This window comes from Kandleria vitulina DSM 20405 (genome assembly GCF_000702065.1).
GTDB lineage: Bacteria > Bacillota_I > Bacilli_A > Erysipelotrichales > Coprobacillaceae > Kandleria > Kandleria vitulina.
Genome location: NZ_JNKN01000051.1, coordinates 1 through 9664, shown reverse-complemented (window position 1 = coordinate 9664; position 9664 = coordinate 1). Strand labels below are relative to the sequence as shown.

At 36.5% G+C, this 9664-nt stretch carries 6 protein-coding genes, 1 rRNA gene and 1 other annotated feature; all 7 genes read left to right on the top strand.

Features of this window, described 5'->3' with window-relative positions:
* The first annotated feature begins 114 nt into the window (after positions 1–114).
* Positions 115–1191: a metallophosphoesterase gene (locus T513_RS0108995; protein ID WP_031589832.1), complete on the top strand. Its 1077-nt coding sequence runs from the start codon at positions 115–117 to the stop codon at positions 1189–1191.
* Between the two features lie 43 nt (positions 1192–1234).
* Positions 1235–1431, top strand: a binding site (T-box leader).
* A gap of 32 nt (positions 1432–1463) precedes the next feature.
* A complete protein-coding gene (gene metG / locus T513_RS0108990) occupies positions 1464–3395 on the top strand; it encodes a methionine--tRNA ligase (protein WP_031589831.1) in 1932 nt (643 codons plus the stop codon).
* A 120-nt stretch (positions 3396–3515) separates the two neighbouring features.
* Positions 3516–4367, top strand: a complete 852-nt coding sequence (locus T513_RS0108985; RefSeq protein WP_029071300.1) for an SDR family oxidoreductase — start codon at positions 3516–3518, stop codon at positions 4365–4367.
* The gene (locus T513_RS0108980; protein WP_029071299.1) at positions 4367–5647 is read left to right on the top strand and encodes a dicarboxylate/amino acid:cation symporter; all 1281 of its coding nucleotides are present in this window, start codon (positions 4367–4369) and stop codon (positions 5645–5647) included. The genes T513_RS0108985 and T513_RS0108980 overlap by 1 nt, the downstream gene beginning before the upstream one ends.
* A gap of 105 nt (positions 5648–5752) precedes the next feature.
* Positions 5753–6883: an anaerobic ribonucleoside-triphosphate reductase activating protein gene (locus T513_RS12040; protein WP_031589830.1), complete on the top strand. Its 1131-nt coding sequence runs from the start codon at positions 5753–5755 to the stop codon at positions 6881–6883.
* Position 6884: 1 nt separating this feature from the next.
* Positions 6885–9272 carry a ribonucleoside triphosphate reductase gene (locus T513_RS0108970; protein ID WP_031589829.1) on the top strand — a complete coding sequence of 796 codons (2388 nt, stop codon included), beginning with the start codon at positions 6885–6887 and terminating at the stop codon, positions 9270–9272.
* A gap of 250 nt (positions 9273–9522) precedes the next feature.
* Positions 9523–9664: ribosomal RNA gene (locus T513_RS0108965) — 16S ribosomal RNA — on the top strand; the annotation flags it as partial.

Here is a 9664-nt window from a genome sequence, read left to right as displayed (position 1 = left end):
CTAAAGGCACGTGGGTTTTCTGTCGGGAACTTTATAAAATCAAATTATTGTCAATTGAGTAAATCATATGCAAACAAATAAAACATATGCTAAATTAGAAAAAGGAGGAAACTTATGAGATTATTATATGTGGTAAGTTCAATCCCCGCTTTTTTAGGAATGGGATACTTGATCTTCTTTATTAGAAGACTATTAACTGAAGTATTAAATATTCGCGTGTCTAACGTTGTCACATTGCTTATTGTAGCAGTCGCTTTTGCACTCTCTGTTCCAGCAATTGACTTTTTTAGAGTATGGGCTGTAGGCTATTATTATTTTATTGCAGCCTGTCTTGTCTTTGATATCATCTCTTTATTTATAAAGAATGATTTCTTTAAGAAGGCAGTACATACAGGATTAATCAGTGCTATAGTAGTAGGATTATTAATTGGATATGGCTATTGGAATATGAATCATGTTGTGAAGACTGACTTTAATGTAAGTACTAATAAGAATGTAAAACTAGATATCTTGCAGATCAGTGATCTTCATCTAGGGCAAAGTATTAATCCTCAGCAATTAGAAGGCTATGTTAAAAAGATGAATCAGCTCCATAAAGATTATGTCTTCTTAACGGGAGATATCTTTGATGAAGCTACAAAGAAAACAGATATGGTTAAAGCATGTAAGATTCTTTCTTCATTAAAGAGTGAAAAAGGAATCTATTATGTTTATGGCAACCATGATGACCAGAAGTATGGTTATAGTAGATCAGGAAATACGGATATCTTTAACCATGAAGATATTAAAAAAGAATTAGAAAAGAATCATATTAATGTATTAGAAGATAAAGTTATCGAACAAGATAACGTAGTTATCATTGGAAGAGCAGATGCTTCTTATCAAAGAGAAACATCTGAAAAGCTGTTGAAGAGTGTAAACAAGAAAAAATATGTTATTGTATTAGACCATCAGCCATTGGATATGGATGAAAATGTAAAAAATGGAAGTGATCTACAATTGTCAGGACACACTCACGGTGGACAGATCTGGCCGATGGGAACAGTTCAGGCTCTTCTTACTAAAACAATGCGTTATGGAAAGAAGACAATTGGCAATTCAACGGTTATTACTTCATCAGGAATTGCTGGCTGGGGCTACCCTATCAAGATTGGTGCACCATCGGAATATGCTTATATTAAGGTGAGATAAAGTGCTAATTGACAATGAATAATGAATTTGGTACAGTTGAAAAGGATGAGCGATGAACAGAAGAGATTAAGCGAAAATGTGTAGAGAGACTGCATTGTGGTGAAAGCAGGAGATGGACGCTTATGAAGATGAACTGGGAGCTTTCTTATCTAATAGGTAAGAACGAAGACCTCGCGTTAAGAGGACGAGCGTGCACTTAGGTGCAAATAAAGGTGGTACCGCGATTATGTCGTCCTTTAACAGGGCGACTTTTTTTATTGGAGGAGAGGCAAATGAAAGATTCAAAAGATTTTTATTTAACAACAGCCATTACTTATACATCAGGTAAGCCTCATATTGGGAATACTTACGAAATTGTATTAAGTGATGCTATCTGTAGACATAAACGCCAGCAAGGCTACAATGTCTATTTCCAGACAGGAACTGACGAACATGGTCAAAAGATCGAATTAAAAGCAAAAGAAGCAGGAATTCATCCAAAAGAATATGTAGATAAAGTATCTGGTGAAGTAAAACGTATCTGGGATATCATGGATACAACATACGACCGTTTCATGAGAACAACTGATGAATATCATGAAAAACAGGTACAGAAAGTATTTAAGAAACTACACGATCAGGGAGATATCTACCTTGGTCATTATGAAGGAAAATACTGTACAGCCTGTGAATCATTCTTCACAGAAGCACAGCTAGTCGATGGCAAATGTCCAGACTGCGGTGGAGAAGTACATGATGCTAAAGAACCAGCATATTTCTTCAAGTTATCTAAATATCAGGATAGATTATTACAGTATTACAATGATCATCCAGATTTTATTAAACCTGAATCTAGAAAGAACGAAATGATCAACAACTTCCTAAAACCAGGTTTACAGGATCTATGTGTATCAAGAACATCATTTACTTGGTCAATTCCAGTAGACTTCGATCCAGAACACGTTGTCTATGTATGGATTGATGCCCTATTAAACTATATTACAGGATTAGGTTACGATTTAGATGGTAACCACGGTGATCTATATAAGAAATTCTGGCCTGCTAATGTTCATGTTATCGGGAAAGATATCGTACGTTTCCATACAATCTACTGGCCAATTATCTTAATGGCCTTAGATCTTCCATTGCCAGATCAGATCTTTGGTCATCCATGGCTATTAATGGGTGATTCTAAGATGAGTAAACATTTAGGAAATGTTATCTACGCAGATGATTTAGTTAACCTATTTGGAGTAGATGCAGTAAGATATTATCTATTAAGAGAAATCCCTTATGATAATGATGGATCAATCACTTGGGATCTTATCGTAGAAAGAATCAACACAGACTTAGCAAACATTCTTGGTAACTTAGTAAACAGAACAATCGCTATGACAAATAAATACTTTGATGGTATCGTAGAAAACAAGAACGTGGTTGAAGAAGTTGATCAGGAACTTATTGATATAGCATTAGCAATGCCAGGTAAAGTAATTAACTACATGAACGAATTCAAGACAGCTAAAGCTCTTGAAGAAATCTTCGTATTATTAAGAAGAACAAACAAATATATCGATGATACAATGCCATGGGCTCTTGCTAAAGATGAAACGAAGAAAGATCGTTTAGCTACTGTATTATATAACTTAACAGAAGCTATCCGTTTCTCAGCAATTGCTTTAGAACCATTTGTTCCAAATGCTTCTAAGAAGATCTTAGATATGATCAACACTGAAGAAAGAGATTTAATGAAACTTGATCACTTCGGTGCATATGCTTCAGGAACTAAGGTTACTGATAAGCCAGAAGTATTATTTGCTAGACTTGATCCAAAGAAAGTGGCTAAACAGGTAGAAGCATTAACTCCTGCTAAACCAGTTGTAGAAGAAAAGAAAGAAGAAGAAAACCAGATTACAATCGATGACTTTGCTAAAGTAGAATTGGTTGTAGGTGAAGTAGAAAAATGTGAAAAACATCCAGATGCTGATAGACTATTAGTAAGCCAGATCAACATTGGAAAAGAAACAAGACAGATTGTCTCAGGTATCGCTAAATGGTATTCACCAGAAGAAATGGTTGGCAAGAAGGTTGTTGTTGTTAAAAACCTAAAACCAGCTAAATTAAGAGGAGTAGAATCACAAGGTATGGTCTTATGTGCAGAACATAAGAAAAAGCTTGAATTAGTATATCCTGGAGATCTTCCAGCAGGTGCTACAATCAGATAAAAGGAGTATGACAGGGAAACCTGTCATATTTTTGTTAAATTTAAGTCAATTTGGTAAGATTTGTGAAAAATTGAATTTTTATGATATGATGTGCGTGTATGAATAAGAGGAGGAAATCTTATGAGTTTAATGAAACGTGTCTGGATCACTGGTGCAGAAGGTAGACTTGGATCTGCTTTAGCAAAGCATTTTGATCGTACAACAGACTATGAGATATTAACGAGTGATCTTGATGTCCCTGTTGATGATATTAAACAAGTTATTCGTTTTGTCTCTATGAACCATCCGAATATTATTATCAACTGTGCAGCATTATCCGATGTTGAATACTGTGAAAACAATCCGGATGAAGCTTATACAGTCAACGCTTTAGGGGCAAGAAATTTAGCTATAGCAGCAAGAAAGGTTGATGCCAAGCTTATTCACATGTCTACAGATGATATCTTCAACAGTGAAGATCATCAGGCAAGAAATGAATTTGATAAACCAAATCCAACAACTATCTATGGTAAATCAAAGGCAGCTGGTGAAGAGCTTATTATGAATCTACATGATAAGCACGTGATCATCAGATCATCATGGTTATATGGCTATAACTATGATCACATTGATGAAATTCTCCAAAAAGCAAAAAATGGAGAAAAGATTGTAATAAAGATGAAACAGTATTCTACGCCTACAACATGCAAGGCATTAGTAGACTTTATTACTTCTATCATGGATGTTAATGAATATGGCATCTTCCATGCTTCATGTGAAGGAAGCTGTCGACGTGTAGAATTCATTAAGAAGGCTATCGGTCTTGCTGGCTATGAAGCAGAAGTAGAAGTATTGGATGAAGATATGCTACGTCCTACATTCAGTGTACTTGATAACATGATGTTAAGAATTACTGGCGTTTATAAGATGCCATCTTGGGAAGATGATCTTAAGGCATATATCCAAAGAAGAAAAGAAAGAGGTGTCTTATAATGCAAAAAAAGAAGATCGGTTTAACGACTAAGATCTTTATTGCCTTGATTCTTGGAGCAATTGTTGGTGTTATCATCAATGCGACATGCATCAACAATCCAATTGTTTCTAAGTATATTGTCAATGGCTTATTCTACGTAGTAGGTCAGGGCTTTATCCGTGCAATGCAGATGCTAGTTGTACCATTGGTATTCTGTTCTATCGTATGTGGAGCAGCTGCTATCGGTGATACGAAAACATTGGGCAAGGTCGGAGTAAAGACTGTCTTATTCTATCTATTTACAACAGTGGCAGCAGTTGCTGTAGCATTAAGTGTTGCTAACATTATTAATCCAGGTGCTGGTGCTAACTTATCAAAACTTGAAGCTATCGCAAAGGCAGCAAGTTCTACTACTTCAACAACTACCAGCAATCCAAGTATGGTGGATACATTGTTGAATATTATTCCAACTAACCCTATTTCAGCATTAGCTTCAGGTGATATGCTTGCTATTATCTTCTTTGCTTTAATCATCGGTTTGATTCTAGCAAAATTAGGAGATCAGGTTCAGCTTATTAATAACTTCTTTTCACAAGGTAACGATATCATGATGGAAATGACAATGATGGTCATGTCAGTAGCTCCAGTGTGTGTCTTCTGTCTTATCGCTAGAACCTTCTCTACATTAGGGTTCAGTGTCATTTTCTACATGTTAAAGTATGTCCTTGCAGTATTGATTGCTCTATTATTACAGTGCGGTATCGTTTACCAGACACTTCTCAAAGTTCTTACTGGACTTAGTCCAATCAAGTTCTTAAAGAAGTTCTTCCCTGTACAGGCATTCGCTTTCTCTACTGCTACATCAAATGCAACTATTCCACTAAGCATTGATACTTTAAAAGAAAAGATGGGTGTCTCTAAACGTATTTCATCATTTACAATTCCTCTAGGAGCAACTGTCAATATGGATGGTACATCAATCATGCAGGGTGTCGCTGTTGTCTTTGTGGCACAGGCTTTTGGTATTCATCTTTCAATGGTGGACTACATCACAGTCATCGCTACTGCAACACTTGCATCTATCGGTACAGCTGGTGTTCCTAGTGTTGGTCTTATTACATTGACAATGGTATTTAATTCAGTAGGTCTTCCAGTTGCTGGTATCTCAATGATCATGGGTATTGACCGTATCTTGGATATGGCAAGAACTGCTGTCAATATTACAGGTGATGCCGTTTGTACAACAATTGTTGCTTATCAGAACGGTGATGTCGACAAGGAAGTCTATAACAAGATGTAAACAAAAGTCAGAAGATATTCTTCTGGCTTTTTTGTTTGGTTTGCATGTCAAGAAAGCGAATGTTAAACTATAGGTAGTTGAAAGCGCAACTAAAGGAGAAGACTCATGACAAAAACACCTGATTTATTGATCAATAATTCAATTTTGTATCGTGCGACTCAAAAATATTATGATAAACGACTTGAAAAGTTCAATATCGGCTATGGACAGATTTTGTTTTTAATGATGATCTATGAAAATGAAGGCATTACGATGAAAGAACTATCACGCCTTGGTTCATTTGATAAAGGAACAACGACCAAGGGTATCAATAAGCTAGAATCCATCGGTTATGTAAGATTAGAAGAAAATCCTCATGATAAACGTTCAAAGCTTATTTACACTACCCCAAAAGCAGAAGAGATTCTTTCTATGATGTATATCATTCGTAAAGATTGGCTACAGCAGCTTATGAAAGGTATTGATGGTGAAGGAGAAAAACTCTTTAATGAATATCTTGATAAAATTGTCCATAATGCAAGCAATGAAATGAATGATGTAGATGTACGCTTTTATGGAATGCAGAAGCTGACGCTTCTTGACTATCCAGGAAAAATGGCTGCAACACTCTTTACAGGAGGATGTAACTTCAGATGTCCATTCTGTCATAATAAAGATCTTGTCTTTCTACCTGAAAGTCTTTCAGAAATTCAATCAGAAGACATTTTCTCTTATCTAGAAAAAAGAAAGTCTATCTTAGAAGGTGTTGTCATCTCCGGAGGAGAACCATTATTACATAAAGGCTTGGAAGTCTATTTAAGAAGAATCAAGGAAATGGGCTACGTGGTGAAGCTAGATACAAATGGCACCTTCCCTGAAAGAATGATTGCGCTGATTGAAGAAGGATTGATTGACTACGTTGCAGTAGATATTAAAAATACGTCAGGCAAATATGCAAAAACAATTGGGCTAGATCAATATCGATTAGATGCGATCGTGAAGACTGTAAACTACCTTTTAGAAGATCATGTGGATTATGAGTTTAGAACAACGGTTGTAGAGGAATTTCATGATGTAGTAGATATCGAAGAAATCGCCAAAACAATCAAAGGGGCAAAGGCCTACTATCTGCAGAACTTTAGAGATGCAGATTCAGTCATAGAAGAAGGCATGCATAGTGTATCTCATGATACGCTATTGAAGATGAAAGAAGCAGCTGAAAAGTATTTAGATCATGTCGAGATAAGAGGTGAGTAGAATGTTTCAGGTTATTAAAAGAGATGGCAGTGTAACTGAATTTGATATTCATAAGATATCTAAGGCTATTGAGAAAGCCTTCAATTCTCAAAATAAGATTACCCATTCTAGCATTATTGATATGCTGGCATTAAAGGTAACAAGTGATTTTGATGAAAAGATCAAAGATGGCAAGATTGCAGTTGAAGATATTCAGGATAGCGTTGAGAAAGTACTTTCTCAAGCAGGCTATGCGGATGTAGCTAAGGCGTATATCCTATATCGTAAGCAACGTGAAAAAGTAAGAAACATGAAAACGACAATCCTTGATTACAAGGATATTGTGAATAGCTATGTCAATGCGACTGATTGGCGCGTAAAAGAGAATTCGACGGTCACTTATTCTGTTGGGGGATTAATCCTAAGTAACAGTGGTGCAATTACAGCGAATTATTGGCTATCAGAAATTTATGATGAAGAGATTGCAGATGCACATAAGTCAGGTGATTTCCATATTCATGATTTAAGCATGCTGACAGGGTATTGTGCTGGCTGGTCATTGAAGCAGCTGATTCAGGAAGGTCTTGGTGGTGTTCCTGGCAAGATTAGTTCTAAACCGGCTAAACATCTTACAACACTTTGTAATCAGATGGTCAATTTCTTAGGTATCATGCAGAATGAATGGGCAGGCGCTCAGGCATTTAGTTCTTTTGATACTTATCTTGCACCTTTTGTAAAGACTGATCAGCTTTCTTATGATCAGGTAAAGAAAGCTATTGAATCATTTGTATATGGTGTCAACACACCATCAAGATGGGGAACGCAGGCACCATTCACCAATATCACATTGGATTGGGTTGTTCCTCAGGACCTTGCAGAAATGAATGCGATTGTCGGTGGCAAGGAAGTTGATTTTAAATATAAAGACTGTCAAAAAGAGATGGATCTTATTAATAAGGCATTCATTGAAATCATGATTGAAGGAGATGCTGAAGGCAGAGGCTTCCAGTATCCTATTCCTACATATTCAATCACTAAAGATTTCGATTGGTCTGAAACAGAAAATAATAAGCTATTATTTGAAATGACAGCTAAATACGGTACACCTTATTTTTCCAATTATGTAAATAGCGATATGGAACCAAGTGATGTCCGTAGCATGTGTTGTCGATTAAGACTTGATTTACGTGAGTTAAGAAGAAAGTCAGGTGGCTTCTTCGGTAGTGGGGAATCCACTGGTTCAGTAGGGGTTGTAACAATCAACTTACCAAGAATCGCTTACTTATCTCAAAATGAAGAAGAGTTCTATAAGAAACTTGATCATTTAATGGATTTAGCAGCACGTTCATTAAAGGTAAAAAGAGATGTTATCTCTAAACTGTTAGAAGAAGGACTTTATCCTTATACCAAGAGATACCTTGGTACATTTGATAACCACTTCTCTACAATTGGATTAGTAGGAATGAATGAAGCAGGTCTCAATGCAAAATGGATTGGGAAGAATCTTGCGGATATAAAGACACAAGAATTTGCAAAAGATGTCCTTAATCATATGAGAGAAAGACTGGTGCAATATCAAGAACAATATGGAGACCTCTATAATCTAGAAGCAACACCGGCTGAATCAACCGCATATCGTTTAGCGAAACATGATAAAGACCGCTATCCAGATATCATCACTGCGACGGAGAACAGTGAAAGACCATATTATACAAATTCTTCACATCTTCCAGTCGGTCATACGGATGACATCTTTGAAGCACTAGATATCCAAGATGAACTACAAACACTATACACATCAGGAACAGTGTTCCATGCATTCTTGGGAGAAAAGCTTCCAGATTGGAAAGCGGCTGCAACACTTGTTAGAACAATTGCAGAAAACTATAAACTCCCATATTATACAATGTCTCCAACTTATTCCATTTGTCAGGAACATGGATACTTATCAGGTGAACAGCCAATCTGTCCACATTGTCATAAGCCAACAGAAGTATGGAGTCGAATTACTGGATACTACAGACCGGTTTCAAACTGGAATGAAGGCAAGGCTCAGGAATGGGAAGAACGCAATACTTATAACATTGGTGAAGACCGTCAACGCAAGAGTCATAAGAAAGAAATCATCCAGGAAGAAATTAAGACAGAAGAAAAGAAAATGGAAAACTCAGATTTTAAAGAGGGCAAACGATATCTATTTGTAACAAGAACTTGCCCACAATGTAAGATTATTAAGAAAATATTGGAAGAGCATAATGTAGATTATGAATTAATGATTGCGGATGAACATATGGATCTAGCAAGAAAGTATAAGATCATGACTGCTCCAACAATGATAGTTAGTGAAAACAACGAAATAAAGAAGTACAATATGGTGCCAGAAATCAAGGCATATATTGATAGTCTTTAGGCAAAAGTCAAAGTCGTTTCGGCTTTGACTTTTATTGTTAAAGAGGAAGTTTTACAATTCATTTAAAAATATGAAAAAAATGCTTTACAAAGAGGAGAGGTGATGATAATATAAGTGAGCACTCAGCGAGAGCCGAGTGGCCTGAACATTGAAAACTGAACAGAAACACGTCAAATAGATGAGTGAGAAAACACTCGCAAATAAAACAAGCAAGCAATTAACAAGAGCCAAAAGATGGCTCCATTGATAGACAATGGAGAGTTTGATCCTGGCTCAGGATGAACGCTGGCGGCGTGCCTAATACATGCAAGTCGAACGGGAATCTTCGGATTCCAGTGGCGAACGGGTGAGGAATACATAGGTAACCTGCCCCTCCGAGGGGGACAACAGAC